Annotated in this window: 8 protein-coding genes; 6 read left to right on the forward strand and 2 right to left on the reverse strand. The window is 70.1% G+C overall.

Annotated features, from left to right (window positions below; translation table 11 throughout):
* Positions 1 to 113 precede the first annotated feature (113 nt).
* The 3 genes from HUA74_RS43080 to HUA74_RS43090 all read left to right on the forward strand — a co-directional run bounded on the left by HUA74_RS43080 (position 114) and on the right by HUA74_RS43090 (position 3,272).
* On the forward strand, positions 114 to 1,421 hold the full coding sequence (locus HUA74_RS43080) for a styrene monooxygenase/indole monooxygenase family protein (protein WP_174459228.1): 1,308 nt from the start codon (positions 114 to 116) through the stop codon (positions 1,419 to 1,421).
* 73 nt (positions 1,422 to 1,494) lie between these two features.
* Complete coding sequence (locus tag HUA74_RS43085) at positions 1,495 to 2,451, forward strand: ketopantoate reductase family protein (protein ID WP_141644141.1); 957 nt, start codon at positions 1,495 to 1,497, stop codon at positions 2,449 to 2,451.
* Positions 2,452 to 2,525: 74 nt separating this feature from the next.
* Positions 2,526 to 3,272, forward strand: a complete 747-nt coding sequence (locus tag HUA74_RS43090) for a hypothetical protein (protein ID WP_174459229.1) — start codon at positions 2,526 to 2,528, stop codon at positions 3,270 to 3,272.
* On the opposite strand, the gene HUA74_RS43095 is transcribed toward HUA74_RS43090, so the two are convergent.
* On the reverse strand, positions 3,261 to 4,280 hold the full coding sequence (locus HUA74_RS43095) for a DUF4105 domain-containing protein (RefSeq protein WP_174459230.1): 1,020 nt from the start codon (positions 4,278 to 4,280) through the stop codon (positions 3,261 to 3,263). The genes HUA74_RS43090 and HUA74_RS43095 overlap by 12 nt on opposite strands.
* A 177-nt stretch (positions 4,281 to 4,457) precedes the next feature.
* On the opposite strand from HUA74_RS43095, the gene HUA74_RS43100 reads away from it, so the two are divergent.
* Positions 4,458 to 6,095: a cyclic peptide export ABC transporter gene (locus tag HUA74_RS43100; protein ID WP_141644144.1), complete on the forward strand. Its 1,638-nt coding sequence runs from the start codon at positions 4,458 to 4,460 to the stop codon at positions 6,093 to 6,095.
* Positions 6,096 to 6,294: 199 nt separating this feature from the next.
* Entirely contained in the window at positions 6,295 to 7,368 is a 1,074-nt protein-coding gene (hppD, locus tag HUA74_RS43105; RefSeq protein ID WP_174459231.1) for a 4-hydroxyphenylpyruvate dioxygenase, read from the forward strand.
* A 27-nt stretch (positions 7,369 to 7,395) separates the two neighbouring features.
* On the opposite strand, the gene HUA74_RS43110 is transcribed toward hppD, so the two are convergent.
* On the reverse strand, positions 7,396 to 8,748 hold the full coding sequence (locus HUA74_RS43110) for a cytochrome P450 (RefSeq protein ID WP_174459232.1): 1,353 nt from the start codon (positions 8,746 to 8,748) through the stop codon (positions 7,396 to 7,398).
* 381 nt (positions 8,749 to 9,129) lie between these two features.
* Here HUA74_RS43110 and HUA74_RS43115 point away from each other — a divergent pair, with 381 nt between their 5' ends.
* The gene (locus HUA74_RS43115) at positions 9,130 to 15,603 is read left to right on the forward strand and encodes a MupA/Atu3671 family FMN-dependent luciferase-like monooxygenase (RefSeq protein WP_174459233.1); all 6,474 of its coding nucleotides are present in this window, start codon (positions 9,130 to 9,132) and stop codon (positions 15,601 to 15,603) included.
* Positions 15,604 to 15,607 lie beyond the last annotated feature (4 nt).

The following is a 15,607-nucleotide window of genomic DNA, read 5'->3' on the forward strand; positions in this document are numbered from 1 at the left end:
CACATTGTGATATGGAGCCCTGCGCACCCCGGAACACCCGGGGAACCCCACATCCCCTGAGGGGCCGTCCCGACGCAAAGTCTTTCAAGTCGGGAAAAGTGAAGGAGAGACAGATGGCGAGCATCGGTATCGTCGGCGCCGGCACTGCCGGACTGCACCTGGGTCTGAAGCTTCTCTCGCAGGGCATTCCCGTCACGCTCTACGCGGAGCAGGAGCCAGACGCCCTTCGCGCAGGCCGACTTCTGAACACGGTGACTCACCATGCGCCCACTCGCGCACGGGAGCGGGAGCTGTGGGTGGACTTCTGGGGCGCGCCGGAGCTGGCGATGAACCGCTGCGCCATCCACGTCCACGGGCCGCATCCGTTCAGCGTGAAGGGGCGCGTCCTCGAGCCGAGCCTCTGCGTGGACTATCGCCTCTATCAGCCCCGGCTCGCGGAGGCCTTCGTGGAGCGCGGAGGGCGGCTGGAGGTCGCGCCGGTGGACAACGTCGCGCTGGAGGGCCTGACGCGGCGCCATGCGCTGGTGGTGGTGGCCTCCGGGCGCAATGGGCTCAACGCGCTGTTTCCGCGCGTGCCGGAGCTGTCGCCGCATACCCGGCCTCCTCGCGTGCTGTTCGCGGCGATCCTCAAGGGCCTGCGGATGCCGGAGCCCTTCGGCATGCACGTCAACCTGGTGCCGGGCCAGGGTGAGGTCTTCGAATCGCAGATGATCACCCGCCACGGCCGCGTCCCCAGCACGCTCATCGAGGCGGTGCCCGGAAGCGAGCTGGCGTCGATGATTTCCCTCAAGCGCGACGACGACCCGGCCGCCTTCGACGCGATGCTGCTGGACCTCATGCGCCGCCACGCGCCCGCCACCTACGAGCGCATCGACCCGACGGAGTTCGGCGTCCGAGGTCCGCTGGACTTCCTCCAGGGAGGCTTCACGCCCGTGGTGCGCCGCGCCTGGGCCCAGGTGGGCGAGGGCCGCTTCGTCATGGCGGTGGGCGACACCCACGTGACGAACGACCCCGTCGCGGGCCAGGGCGCCAACGCCGCGTCGGCCTCCGCCTTCACGCTGGCCATCGCCATCCAGGACGCGCTCCTGTCCGAGCGCCCCTTCGACGAGACGTTCTGCCGCGACACGGAGGCGCGGATGTGGACCGCCGTCGCCCCGGCGACCGACTGGACGAACGCGCTGCTCCAACCGCCTCCGCCGCACGTCGTCGACCTGCTGGTCGCCGGCAGCCGGGACAACCGGGTGGCCGACGCCATCGTCAGCGCCTTCATGATTCCCGAGCGCATCCTCTCCGCCTGTGCCTCGCCCGAGGCCTCCGCGGAGTTCATCGCCCACGCGGGAACGCCGAGCGCGGACGTGCTGGCCGCGTCCGGAGCCATGGGCTGGGACACCGGAGCCAGAATCCGGCCTCTCGCCGGCTGAGACTCGAAGTCCGGGCGAGGCGCCGTCGAAACGCTCCTGCGGGAGCGGCGGCGCTTCGCTATCCTCGCGAGCCATGCGATTTGGCATCGTCGGTTCGGGTGGAGTGGGCGGCTATTACGGCGCGAGGTTGGTGCGCGCGGGGCACGACGTGGGCTTCCTTGCCCGAGGCTCGCATCTGCGCGCCATGCGGGAGCGGGGCCTCACCATCCTCAGTCAGGAGGGGGACTTCACCGTCCCCGTCCGCGCCGAAGAGGACGCCGCGCGGCTGGGGCCGGTGGACGTGGTGGTGCTCGCGGTGAAGAACTACGACGTCGCCAGCGTGCTCGCCCAGGTGAAGACGCTGCTCGCCTCGAAGGAGCAGCCCTCGCACGGCGCTCCCGGCACGGTGGTCGTCACGCTCCAGAACGGCGTGGACAGCCCCTCCGAGGTGGCCGCCGCCGTGGGCGAGGCCGCGGTCATCGGAGGGACGACGTACATCTCCACCGCCATCACCGAGCCGGGCGTCATCCGTCAGGCGGGCACGCTGCACCGGGTGGTGCTGGGCGAGGCGTTCGGTGACATCTCGCGCGTCTCCCCGCGCGTCCAGGCGCTGCGGGACGTGCTCGCCCAGGCGGGCCTCAACGCGGAGGCGGTGGCCGACATCCGCGCGCCCCTCTGGGAGAAGCTCGCCTTCCTCGCCGCGATGTCCGGCTTCTGTACCGCCGCGCGCTCCTCGATTGGCCCCTTGAGAGAGGTCCCCTTCTTCCGGGAGATGTTCCGCGAGGCCGCCGCCGAGGTGCTCCGCGTCGCCGCCGCGGAGGGCGTCTCCACCACCACGCGTCCCGACGACGTGATGCGCTTCATGGAGGCGATGGCCCCGGAGATCCGCCCGTCGATGATGGTGGACTTCGACGCGGGCAAGCCGCTGGAGGTCGAATACCTCCAGGGCACGGTGGCCCGGCGCGGCCATGCGCTCGGCGTCCCCACGCCCGTCATGAGCACCCTGTACTCCGTGCTGATGCCCCACGTGCGCGGCGCGCGTCAGGGCTGAGCCTGTCCGTCCACCTACCGAGCGGGCCGATGGCCTGACGCAATCGTCCGCCGGATTTCGCATAGAGATGAGTGATGAGCGAGCCGAGCCCCCGCCCCACGCCGAGCCCTCCGTCGTCTCCGCCCCTGGGGCGCGTGGCGCTCCATGCCGTCGCCTCCGGGCTGACGCCCCTCATCCCCGTCCCCTTCCTGGATGACTACGCCCTCTTCCAGGTGCGCGAGCAGCTGGTCCGCTCGCTGTTGGAGGAGCGCGGGCTGCGCGCGCCGAACCAGGCCGTGGAGGCGCTCGCGGGCTCCAGTTTGGGCCGCACGCTGGGCGGGCGGTTGGCCAGCTACCTCAAGGGGATGATGCTGCTTCCGGTGAAGAAGCTCTTCCGGAAGGTCTTCTTCGTCCTGTGGGTGAAGGACTGCGTGGACGTGGCCTCCGTGTCCCTGCACCACGGCTACCTGCTCCACCACGCGCTGGAGCGCGGAGACCTGGACGCGCTGAGCCTGCAGGGCGACAAGCCTCAAGCCATCCACGCGGCCATCGTCGCGGCCTGCGCGGAGGTGGATGCCAGGCCCGTCAATCAGGCCCTGCGGCGCCTCTTCGCGAGCAGCCGGCTGCTGGTGGCGGAGGCCACGCGCGTGTTCCTCAACCCCAGGAACGTGGGCCCCCGCGCGCCCGAGCCGGGCGAGAGCGCGGAGGTGAAGTCGCTGGCGGACCGCCTGCTCGCCCTGCTGTGGGAGGAGCGCGGCTACTTCTCCACGCTGGAGGCGCACTACGTCCGCCACCTGGAGGCCGGGCCGGCCCCCGTCTTGAGCGCGACGTCAGGGAGCTGAGTCGGCCGCGCGCGCTTGCGTCTCACGGATGCGCCGCGAGAAGTCCGGCTGGTTCGCCGCCGCCAGCGCGCGCGGGTTGATGAGGTGCCGCGCGCGCACCACTTCCAGCGGCGCGTCCGTCTCGATGAGCCCCAGCTCGTACGCCAGCGCGTCGGAGAAGGCCGGCAGCAGCGTGCGGTGGTCATAGGGCACCTTCACCGCGCTCACCTTCTCGAAGTGGTGCACCAGGTTGGTGGTGCAGTTGTTGGAGAGCGAGTTGTAGAACTCCGGCTTCGCGTGCAGCGCGTTCATCCGGGCCACCATGTCCAGGAAGAAGTCGGAGATGCGCTCCTTCGACGCGTTCACCGGGTAGAGGTACACGTCGTCATGCCGGTGGTTGGAGCGCAGTTGCACCAGGTCCCGCTCGTCCCCCACGACGTAGACGAGCTCGAACTGGCGGAACAGCCCTCCCACGGCGGAGAACGTCTCCCCCTTCTCGCGACGAATCTCCACGGAGAAGACGAGGTAGCGCCCATCCGAGAAGCCGAAGCTCACCATGGTGTGCGCGGCGCCGAAGAAGCCGGAGAACGGCTCCACGATGAACCACGCCCCCGTCAGCTCGCGCGCGTCATACGTGGCCGAGTACCAGGACGCATCCCAGTCCGTCGTGCTCCGGTAGCGGAAGTCGCGCACGTCGTGAATCGTCACCCGCGAGCCCTCCACGTCCGCGCGAGCCATCCGTGCCAGGTCCGGCGCCCAGTCGCGCTCGGTCGACGGCGCCTGGGACCAGGCCCAGACGTGAAGCCCCCCACACGCCGCGAGAACCACCGCCACCGCGCCCGACCGCGAGCCGAACCGCCGCCACACGACGAGGGCCAGGCCCGCCACGACCAGGGCACCCAATGCCCTGAGGAGGTGCGCCCCTTCGGGCCCCGCCCCTGTCAAGGCGAGCGCGAGCCCGACCCAGGCGGTCCCCCCGAAAAGCACCAGGGCGGTCAGGACGTTGGGGACGAGGGCGGGCAGTCGCATATCCGCCCAGTATTCCGCGCCCCCGGGCCGCTCGCCAAGGGCGGCGCAACCCCGTCCCGCCTGGCACCATGATAACCCGATAAGCAGCCTGTCCCCGGGTATCACTTCGCGCGGCAATGACGTATGAGAGCGGCGAGGGCCCGATTCTCAGGTCCCTCCGGGTCTCCGGGAGCCGTCGTGTCATTGCTCGCCCTGCTCTTCCAGAAGTCCAAACTCCCCATCATTCTCGCGGCGCTCCTGGGCATCCTCACGGGTGCATGCAGCGCGGCGCTCGTCGCGGTGATGAACCAGGCGCTGACGTCCCGGACGGTGGCGGACGCGCTGACGCTGATGCCCGCGTTCCTCGGCTTCGCGGTGGCGGTGCTGGTGCTGCGCATCGTGTCTCAGATGCAGCTCAGCTCCATGCAGCAGGTGGCCCTGCTGGACCTCCGGCTGTCGCTGTGTCGGCGCATGCTGGAGGCCCCGCTGAGCAAGCTGGAGAGCGCCGGGCCGCACAAGCTGTTGGCCGCGCTGACGGAGGACATCGCCGTCATCAACAGCACCATCTCCGTCATCCCCGGCGTCATCATCTGCCTGGCGACGCTCGCGGGCTGCCTCGTCTACCTGGCGTGGCTGTCCGGGCCGCTCCTGATGATGATCCTCGCGGTCATCGCCGTGGTGATGGCGAGCGTGGCCATCCCCAACCGCTACGCGTATTCGCAGTTCTACAAGCGGCGCGAGAGCCAGGACGCCCTGTACTCCAACTTCAGGACGCTCATCGACGGCGCCAAGGAGCTGCAGCTCCACCACGCGCGCAGCGAGGACTTCTTCAACAAGGAGCTCAAGCCGACGGCCGAGGAGGTCTCACGTGTCTCGCTGACGACCAACAACCTCTTCATCATCACCGGGAGCTGGGGCGGCTTCATGGTGATGGCCGTCATCGCCGTCATCCTCTTCGGCGTGCCCCGGTTCCAGACGGTGGAGATGTCCACGCTGGCCGCGTACGCGCTGGTGGTGCTGTACCTGCAACAGCCGCTCGACGGCCTGATGAACCAGTGGCCCGCCCTGTCTCGCAGCCACGTGGCGATGAAGAAGTTGGAGAAACTGGGCCTGTCGCTGGCGGACCCGGAGCCTCCCGCCGACGGCGCCGTGCCGACGAAGTTCGAGCGAGTCGAACTCGTGGACATCACCCACACCTACTACCGCGAGCAGGACGGCGCGACCTTCACCCTGGGCCCCATCAACACGATGATGCGCCGGGGCGAGCTGGTCTTCCTCGTGGGCGGCAACGGCAGCGGCAAGACGACGCTGGCCAAGCTGCTCACCGGACTGTACTCGCCGGAGAAGGGGGAGCTGCGAGTGGACGGCGTGCCCATCACCGCCGCCAACCGCCGCTCCTACCGCCAGCTCTTCTCCTCCGTGTTCTTCGACTTCCACCTCTTCGAGCGCATGCTCGGCCTGGACCAACCCGGGCTCGAGGAGAAGGCGAAAGGTTTCCTGTCCCGGCTCCAGTTGCAGCACAAGGTGCGCGTGGAGGACGGCAAGCTGTCCACGGTGTCGCTCTCCCAGGGACAGCGCAAGCGCCTGGCCCTGCTCACGTCGTTCCTGGAGGACCGCCCCATCTACGTCTTCGACGAGTGGGCCGCGGACCAGGACCCCCTCTTCCGCGAGCTGTTCTACCGGGAGATGCTCCCCGCGCTGAAGAACCAGGGGAAGCTCGTCTTCGTCATCAGCCACGACGACCGTTACTTCCACCTGGCCGACCGTCTGCTCAAGCTCGAGTCAGGACAGCTCGTCTCCATGCCAGACACCGCCCCCACCGCCGTCTCGGCGTGAGCCGCGGGTGATACATCGCCCCACGTGATGTCTCGGCGTGAGCACCGGGTGATACAGCGTCCGACACCTTTCGCGGATGACATGCTGAGAGGTTTACGGCGGCAATCCGTGATAAGACTTATTGCAACGCAATCACCGTCTCGCGCTCCCATCGGGCTGGCCTGGAATGGTCTCGCCCACTTGAATCGAGGTTCTCCGAGTGGAGCTCACGCGGGTGGAGCATGCCGAGCTGTTCGTGGGCGACGCGGCGCTCTCCGCCTATTACTTCTGCCACGCGCTCGGCTTCCGGATGGTGGCCAGCGGTGGACCGGAGACGGGGCTGCCCGGCCGTCGCTCCTTCGTGCTCGAGCAAGGAGCCGCGCGGCTCGTCGTCACGTCCGCGCTGGGCTCCGAGGGTGAAGTCGCCGCGTACGTGCGGGCCCACGGCGATGGCGTGCGAGACATCGCGCTGGGGACGCCGGATGCGCACACGGCCTTTCGCGAGGCGGTGAGCCGGGGCGCCCGGGCGGTGGCCGAGCCCTTCACCTACGAAGCCGATGGCCAGCGCGTGGTGAAGGCCACCATCGCGGGGCCAGGCAACTGGGTGCATTCGTTCATCCAGCGCGACACGCCGTCGGGTGCGTACCTCCCGGGCGCATACCTGCCGGTGGACGCGGGGCCCTCGGGCGGCGCGACGCTGTTCTCCGGGGTGGACCACTTCGCCTTCGCCCTGGAGCGGGGCCGGCTGCTGGACACGGTGGGGTTCTACGTGGACGTGCTCGGCTTCGCGCAGACGCACCAGGAAGACGTGCGCACCGAGTACAGCGGGATGAGCTCGCGGGTGGTGCAGGCCGCGGGGGGACAGGTGTGCTTCCCGCTGCAGGAGCCCGTCTCCGGTGCGCGGAGGGGACAGCTCGAGGACTTCGTCGACGCCCATGGTGGCTCGGGCGTGCAGCACCTGGCGTTCCTCGCGGACGACATCACCCGCGCGGTGGATGCGCTGACCCAGCGGGGCGTGGGCCTGCTCGACGCGCCCCGGGGGTACTACGAGGACCTGGAGGCGAGGCTCGGCACCCTGGGCCCGTTCCGCCGGGAGCTGCTCCAGGCGCGCAACATCCTGATGGACCGGGACGCCTGGGGCGTGCTGCTGCAGGTCTTCACCCGCTCCCAGCACGCGCGGCGCACCCTCTTCTTCGAGGTCATCCAGCGGCAGCAGGCCCGAGGCTTCGGTGGCGCCAACATCCAGGCGCTCTACGCGGCCAAGGAGCAGGAGGCCACGCGCGCCGCGGGCTGAGACGAGCCCGCGGCCACGCACGTCACATCACTTCCGGGGCTCCAGCGTCAGCGGCAGTCCGCCCCGGGGGAGCAGCGAGATGCCCGGATAGATGTCCACCTTCCGCCCGGGAATGGCGCGCAGGCGGAAGCGCTGGGAGACCATCGCCAGCACCAGCGCGCCGAACATCAGCGACAGGTTGTTGCCGATGCAGATGTGCTGGCCCGCGCCGAACGGAATGTAGGCGAACTTGTGGCGCGCCCCGCGCGACTCGGGGGCGAAGCGGTCCGGATCGAAGGTCTCCGGTGACGACCAGAACTCCGGGTGCCGGTGCAGCACGTAGGTGATGGCGACGACAACCGTGCCCGGCTCCACGCGGTAGCCACCCACGGTGTCCTCCTCCTTGGCCACGCGCACCAGCTTCCAGGCCGTGGGATAGAGCCGGAGCGTCTCCTCGAACACCTGCATGGCGTAGCGCAGGCGCGGCAGGGACTCCAGGGTCGGCGCCCCGCCACCGAGCACCGCCGCGCTCTCGGCTGCCAGCCGGTCGGCGATTTCCGGGTGGGTCGACAACAGATGCCAGGCCCAGGCCAGCGCGGCCCCCGCGCCTTCGTTCGCGGAGAAGAGGTTCATGAACTCGTCGCGCAGCTCCTTGTCCGTCATGCCCTCGCCGGTGTCGCGGTCCTTCGCCGCCAGCAGCAGGGCCATGATGTCGTCCTCGGGACCGCCTTGCTTGCGCTGGACGATGACCTCCTTGGCCTTGCCATTGAGCAGCCGCAACGTGGCGAAGAAGTCCGCCCACTTCTTCTTGTAGATGGGCAGCCGCTCCAACTTCAGGAGCCGGTACAGGAACGAGCCACGGTCGTTCAGCATCCACATCATCCGGCGCATGGCCTCCGCCGTCGGCTCGTCGGGCTCATCCGAGTACAGCGCCCGCGTCGTCATCCGCAGCGAGAGCACCCCCATCTCCTCCGCGATGTCGAACCGCCGCCCCGGCTCCCGCACGGCCTCCCACTGCGCCAGCTTGCGCTGGATGAGGTCCACCATGCCCGTCAGCAGGCCGGCCAGCCGCTCCCGGTGGAAGGCGGGCTGGACGAGCCGCCGCTGCCGCCGCCAGTAGTTCCCCTCGCTCACGAAGAGCCCGTTGCCCAGGAACGGGTCGTCCACCAGCTCCGGCTTCGCGTAGTTGGGGGCGTTCTCGGTGAGGAAGTACCGGACGTGGTCCGGATGACTCAACATGTAGGTGGGCTTGGCGTCCAACTTGAAGCGGACCACGTCACCATGCGCTCGGAAACTCTCGACGAAGAGACCCAACGGGTCTTTCTCGTGGCTCAGGAGGTTGCCCCAGATGGGGAGACCCCGGGGACCCGGGGGGTAAGGCGAAGCTGGAGTCGAAGCCATGCGGTCTCGGGAGCGAATCCCACCAGTTTATCAGAAGTGCCTGACCCCCTGACAAACCAAGGAGTTAGCGCGGTTCGAGGCTGACTAGACATTCCAGATAAAACAAGGGATGAAGGCAGAGGGCATGCTTCACCTCCGACCTAATTTTCCTCGTTCACGGCTCCCAGCAACGGTGCCGTGCCACCGCGCGGTAGCGGGCCTCTCGCGGCAGATCGGGGGGAGCTCCATGGCCGTACCTCCCGCGAGGCGGATTGTCGAATCCGCCCGCTGTTGAGGGGCGAGGTCTTCACCAGCAGCCAACTGGACTGAAGCGGTCCCAGGAGCGGCCTACTCCTCGGGCCCGCGGAACCAACTTCGCGAGCCGTCCGCCTGGGAGCAGGGATGAAACAGCGCAACGAGCCGTCACCGGGTGACTTTCTCCACCTCGTGGATCTGCTGTGCCATCGCGCGCAGACACAGGGTGATTCGCTGCTGTATCGCTTTCTCGAATCGGGAGACGTCGACGGCCCTATCGAGGAGTGGAGCTACGCACGGCTGGACACGCGGGCGCGCGCGCTGGGCGCGCTCTTGCGGGCTTCCGGGGCGCAGGGACAGCGTGCGCTGCTGCTGTATCCGCCCGGCATGGAGTTCGTCGCGGGCTTCATGGGCTGTCTCTACGGCGGCGTGGTGGCGGTGCCTTGTTATCCGCCGGACCCGACACGCCTGGAGCGCACCCTGCCCCGCCTGCGCGCCATCGCCCAGGACAGCGGCGCGCGCTACGTGCTCACCACGAGCTTCATCCTGGAGATGTCGGAGCTGTTCAAGCCGCAGGCGCCGGAGCTGGCAGAGCTGCCGTGGCTGGCCAGCGACGCGGTGCCGGAGTCTCAAGCGGCCGAATGGCGGCGCCCGGAATTGGAGGGCGGCACGCTGGCGTTCCTCCAGTACACGTCCGGCTCCACGGGCAATCCCAAGGGGGTGATGGTGAGCCATGCCAACATCCTCCACAACGAAGCGCTCATCTCCCGAGGGTTCGGGCTGGATGCGTCGCGCTCGTCGGGGATGGGCTGGCTGCCCATGTTCCACGACATGGGGCTCATCGGAAAAGTGCTTCAGCCGATGTATCTCGGCTTCCCCTGCACGCTGATGTCGCCCATCTCCTTCCTGCAGCGCCCGCTGCGGTGGCTGGAGGCCATCTCCCACTTCCAGGCGACGTGCAGCGGCGGCCCCAACTTCGCCTACGACTTGTGCGTGCGGAAGGCGACGGAGGAGGACCGGGCCAAGCTGAAGCTGGGCAGCTGGGACCTGGCGTTCAACGGCGCGGAGCCGGTGCGGCGCGAGACGCTGGAGCGCTTCGCGGACACCTTCGCGCCCTGTGGTTTCCGCAGCACGTCCTTCTACCCCTGTTACGGCCTGGCCGAAGCGACGCTCATCGTCACGGGTGGCACGCAGGGCGAAGCCTTCGTCCACGGACGCTTCACCGCGGAGTCGCTGGAGCAGGGTCGCGCGGAGGCGCCGGCTTCGGATGTGGAGGGCGCGCGCGTGCGCACGCTCGTGGGCGCGGGAATCAGCGCGCCGGATCAGCGGGTTCTCATCGTCCATCCGGAGACGCGTGAGCCGCTCGCGGCGAACGCCGTGGGCGAGGTCTGGGTGTCGGGTCCGAGCGTGGCGCAAGGCTACTGGGCAAGGCCCGAGGAGACGGCACACGCCTTCGAGGCGCGGCTGGCCTCGGGCGAGGGCCCGTTCCTGCGCACCGGTGACCTGGCGTTCCTGTCGCCCGAAGGGCAGCTCTTCGTCACCGGACGGCTCAAGGACCTGCTCATCATCCGGGGCCGCAACCTGTATCCCCAGGACCTGGAGCTGGAGGCGGAGCGCGCCCACCGCGCCATCCGCGCCGGTTGCTGCGCGGCCTTCAGCGTGGACGTGGAGGGCGAGGAGCGGCTGGTGCTCGCGGCGGAGGTGGACGTGCGCGACGGCTTCGATGCCTCGGCCGTCGTGGCCTCGGTGCGCCGCGTGCTCGCGGAGCAGCACTCCGTCCACGCGCATGGCGTGGTGCTGCTCCAGGCGCGCAGCATCCCGAAGACGTCGAGCGGGAAGATCCAGCGGCGCGCGACGAAGGCCGCATACCTCGCGGGTGAGCTGGAGATCGTCGAGGCCTCCGTGACGGAGCCCGAGGTCATCGAAGCACCCGCGACGCCGTCCCTGCCCCTCAAGGAGCTGCTGGCCTCCGCGTCCGAGGCCGAGCGCCCCGCGCATGTCGCGGACTTCCTGCGGTACGCCGTGGCGCGCACGCTGCGCCTGGACGCCGCGAAGCTCCAGGCCCACACGGAGCTGGCGAGCCTGGGCCTGGACTCGCTGATGGTGCTGGAGCTGCACGGCCTGCTGGAGTCCGAGCTGGGCGTGGCCCTGCCCGCGGCCTTCCTCTGGACCAGCCCGACGTTGGAGTCGGCCGCCGCGCGGCTGTTGGAGGCGTGGCAGGGCATCCGGCCCGTGGCCTCGCTCGTCGCGCCGCCGCTGACCTCGGGGCCTCGCGAGGGTGAGCTGCCCATGTCGTCGGGCCAGCTGCGGCTGTGGTTCCTGGACCGGCTGGTCCCGGACAGCGCGCTCTACAACCTCCACTTCCAGCTGCGGCTCACGGGCCCCCTGGACGCGGAGGCCCTGCGCCGAAGCCTGGACGCGCTGCTGGCGCGGCACCCCATGCTGAGCGCGGCCTTCCCCGAGGTGGAGGGACAGCCGCGCCTGGTGACTCGAGCCCCCGCCCCGCTGGCGCTCCCCCGGTTCGACCTGCGCACGCTGGAGCCCGAGGTGCGCGAAGGAGAGCTGCGACGGCTGTCGCTGGAGCAGTCGCGAGAGCCCTTCCGGCTGGCCGAGGGTCCCTCCGTGCGCGCGTCGCTGGTGGCCCTGGGTGAGCACGAGCACGTGCTGCTGATGACGCAGCACCACATCTCCACGGATGGCTGGTCCATCGGCGTGCTGGCGCGTGAGCTGGCGGCGCTGTACCGGGCCCAGGTCTCCGGGGCCACCGCCGAGCTGCCGCTGCCCGCCTTCCAGTACACGGACTTCTCGCGCTGGCAGCAGGGTCTGGGCGCGCTGCTGGACGGACAGCGCGCGTACTGGGCGAAGCAGCTCGCGGGCCTGTCACGCCTGGAGCTGCCCACCGACTTCCCTCGCCCCCGGGAGCCGGGCTTCCAGGGCGCGCTGCACCGGCTCACGCTGGAGCGTCCGCTGGTGGAGTCGCTGCGCGCGCTGGGACGTCGCGAGGGCTGCACGCTCTTCGTCACCCTGTCGGCGGCCTGGGCGGCGCTGCTGCACCGCTACAGCGGGCAGGAGGACTTCGCCGTGGGCACCGTGGTGGCCAACCGCGAGCGCCCCGAGCTGCGTGACGTGGTGGGCTTCTTCGCGCACACGCTCGTGCTGCGCGCGAACCTCGCGGGCCAGCCGAGCTTCCGCGAGCTGCTGTCCCGGACGCGGCAGACCTTCCACGAGGCGCTGTCCCACGCGGACCTTCCCTTCGAGGAAGTCGTCGGCGCGGCGCGAGCCCCTCGGGGTGGCGCGGACAACCCGCTGTTCCAGACGGCGCTCTTGCTGGAGGCGCTGCCTCCCACGGACCTGACGGTGCCGGGCATGCAGTGGCAGCCGGTGCTGCCCGTGCCGGACGGAGCGGTAGAGGGCACGTCGAAGTTCGACCTCCAGCTGTCGCTCGCGGAGACGCCGGACGGCCTGACGGGTGCGCTCGAGTACCGCACGGACCTCTTCTCGTCCGCCACCGTGGCGCGCCTGGCCAAGCACCTGGAGACGCTGCTGCGCGCGGCGGTGGACTCCTCCGAGACGCGGGTGGAGGACCTGCCCCTGCTCGACGCCGAGGAGACGCGGCGGCTGCTGGTGGACTGGAATGACCTGACGCCCTCGGAGTCGGAGGACGACAACGCGTGCATCCACGCGCAGTTCCGCACCCAGGCGGCGAAGACGCCCGACGCGGTGGCCGTGGTGGGTGACGACGCGACGCTCACGTACGCGGAGCTGGACGCGCGCTCCAACGCGCTGGCGTGGCACCTGCGGCTGATGGGTGTCGGGCCCGAGGTGCGCGTGGGCCTGTGCGTGGAGCGCTCGGCCGCGATGGTTGTCGCGATGATGGGGGTGCTCAAGGCGGGCGGCGCGTACGTGCCCCTGGACCCGGACTATCCCCGCGAGCGGCTGGCATACATGCTGGAGGACTCCGGCGCGGCCGTGCTGCTCACCGAGACGCACCTGGAAGGCACCGTGCCCCCGGGGAAGGCGCGCGTCGTGACGTTGGAGAGCGTGGCCCTGGCCAACGGTGAGCGGCGCGACAGCCCGCCTCCGTTCGGCATGAGCCCGGCCCACCTGGCGTACGTCATCTACACGTCGGGTTCCACGGGGCGGCCCAAGGGCGTGATGGCGCCCCACGGCGGCGTGGCCAACTTCTTCACCGCGATGGACGCGCGCATCGGCCACCAGCCCGTGGGCTCGTGGCTGGCCGTCACCAGCATCTCCTTCGACATCTCCGTGCTGGAGCTGCTGTGGACGCTCACGCGCGGCTTCAAGGTCGTGGTGCAGGGCGAGGGCGCGTCCATCAAGGCGCCCGCCCGGGCCTCGGCCGCGAAGCGCAAGTCGATGGAGCTGAGCCTCTTCTACTTCGCGGATGACGCGGAGGCGTCGTCGGGAGACCGCTATCGGCTGCTGCTGGAGGGCGCGAAGTTCGCGGACCGCCATGGCTTCGCGGCGGTGTGGACGCCGGAGCGCCACTTCCACGCCTTCGGCGGGCTGTACCCCAGTCCCTCCGTGGCGGGCGCCGCCATCGCCGCCGTGACGGAGCGCGTGGCCATCCGCGCCGGCAGCGTCGTGCTGCCCCTGCACCACCCGGTCCGCGTGGCCGAGGAGTGGGCCCTCGTCGACAACCTGTCCCGGGGCCGCGTGGGCATCTCCGTCGCCTCCGGCTGGCACGCGAATGACTTCGTCTTCGCGCCCGAGCGCTACGAGAAGCGGCGCGAGCTGATGCTGGAGGGGCTGGACACGGTGCGCCGTCTCTGGCGCGGTGACACGCTGCGCATGACGGGCGGCGCGGGCGCGCAGGTGGACGTCACGCTGCGGCCCCGTCCGGTGCAGAAGGAGCTGCCGGTGTGGCTCACGGCGGCGGGCAACCCCGAAACGTTCCTCACGGCGGGACGACTGGGCTGCCATGTCCTCACCCACCTGCTGGGACAGACGTGGGAGGACCTGGAGAAGAAGCTGGTCCTCTACCGCGATGCCTGGCGCGCGGCGGGCCACGCGGGTGACGGCCACGTCACGCTGATGCTGCACACCTTCATCGGCGAGGACGCCGCCAAGGTGCGCTCGGTGGTGGAGAAGCCCTTCCGCGACTACCTGCGCAGCTCCGCGGACCTGATGCGAGGCCTGGGGCAGACGCTGGGCGTGGACCTGAACACGGCCACCGAGGCGGATCTGGATCGGCTGGCGGCGCAGGCGTTCGAGCGTTACTTCGAGACGAGCGGTCTGTTCGGCACTCCGCGCTCCGTGCGCGAGCAGATGGAGCGGTTGCGGGCCCTGGGCGTGGACGAGGTGGGGTGCCTCATCGACTTCGGAATCCCGGCGGACACGGTGCTGGCCAGCCTCCCCCTGCTCCTCGAGGTGAAGCTCCAGGCGGACCGCGATGGCCGTCGCTCAGGCACCGCGCGCTCCATCCCACTCAACCTGCGCGAGCACGCCGTCACGCACCTGCAATGCACGCCGTCACTGGCGCGCGCACTGCTGGCCGAGCCCGAGTCCTCCGAAGCGGTGGGCGGGCTGCGCCGGCTGATGGTCGGCGGCGAGGCCCTCCCCTCCTCCCTGGGTGCGTCGCTGCGCCAGGTCCTGGGCGAGGGCTCCGGGCTGCTCAACATGTACGGCCCCACGGAGACGACCATCTGGTCGTCCACGCACGACGTGAAGAGCGAGGCCGGGCCGGTGGTCTCCATCGGCACGCCGTTCCTGCGCACGCAGTTCTACCTGCTTGACGCGCGGCTGCGCCCGGTGCCGGTGGGCGTTCCCGGAGAGCTCTTCATCGGCGGCGCGGGCGTGGTGCGCGGCTACCTGGCACGTCCGGAGCTGACGGCGGACCGCTTCCTGCCGGACCCGTTCGCTCGCGAGCCGGGCGCGCGGCTGTACCGCACCGGAGACCGGGCTCGCTGGCGCGAGGACGGCACGGTGGAGTTCCTGGGCCGCGTGGACCACCAGCTCAAGGTGCGCGGCTTCCGCATCGAGGCGGGTGAAATCGAGGCGGTCCTCAGCGCGCGCCCCGAGGTCCGCGAGGCGGTGGTTGTGGCCCGCGAGGACACCCCGGGCGACGTGCGACTGGTCGCCTACGTGGTGGCGCGTGACGGACACGCCGTCGACGCGGCGGCGCTGCGCGACGCAGTGGCGCAGCGGCTGCCCGAGCACATGGTGCCGTCGCTGGTGGTGGACCTGCCGGCGCTGCCCCTCACGCCCAACGGCAAGGTGGACCGCAAGGCCCTGCCCGCGCCCACCGCGGCGCGCTCCTCACGCGCGGCCTACGTGGCGCCGCAGAGCCAGCTCGAGCAGCAGATCTCCGAAATCTGGAAGGAAGTGCTCAAGGTCGAGCAGGTGGGCGTGAACGACAACTTCTTCGACCTGGGTGGGCACTCGCTGCTCATGGTCCAGGTGCACGCACGACTCAAGGCGGCGCTCGGGGGCGAGCTGCCGCTGCTCAAGCTGCTGGAGCACCCCACCGTCAGCGCGCTCGCGCGTTTCCTGCGGCAGGGGACTCCGGCGGGTGCCTCATCGGTGGAGACGGCGCAGGACCGGGCGAAGCGCCAGCTCGAAAGCCTGAAACGACAGCAGCAACGGGCCAGGAAACAGGGGTAGGACT

It is taken from the genome of Myxococcus sp. CA051A (assembly GCF_013336705.1).
Lineage (GTDB): Bacteria > Myxococcota > Myxococcia > Myxococcales > Myxococcaceae > Myxococcus > Myxococcus llanfairpwllgwyngyllgogerychwyrndrobwllllantysiliogogogochensis.